This window comes from Falsihalocynthiibacter sp. BN13B15, from assembly GCF_041205415.1.
Taxonomy (GTDB): domain Bacteria; phylum Pseudomonadota; class Alphaproteobacteria; order Rhodobacterales; family Rhodobacteraceae; genus Falsihalocynthiibacter; species Falsihalocynthiibacter arcticus.
In genome coordinates, this window is the sequence record NZ_JBGFCE010000141.1 from 1 (window position 1) to 243 (window position 243).

At 56.0% G+C, this 243-nt stretch carries 1 pseudogene; it reads left to right on the forward strand.

Annotated elements, in window-relative coordinates:
• Nucleotides 1-243 (forward strand): annotated as a pseudogene (locus tag AB9F26_RS22545) (site-specific integrase); the annotation flags it as partial.

Genomic DNA, 243 nt, shown 5'->3' on the forward strand with positions numbered 1-243 from the left:
ATGGCGTCTTTTAAAAAGCTGCAAGCCGGCAAATGGCAGGCGCAAGTCGCCATGCAAGGTATACGAAAATCAAAGTCATTTGAGAAGCGGGTTGATGCCAAAGACTGGGCCGCGCGCCAAGAGTTCTTGATTCGAGAAGGAGAGGTTTCGGTGTCGACCGAGACCATGCGCGATGCATTGCTGCGATATGCGCGGGAAGTCTCGCCGTCAAAGCGGGGCGCGAAGTGGGAGCAGCTGCGGCTA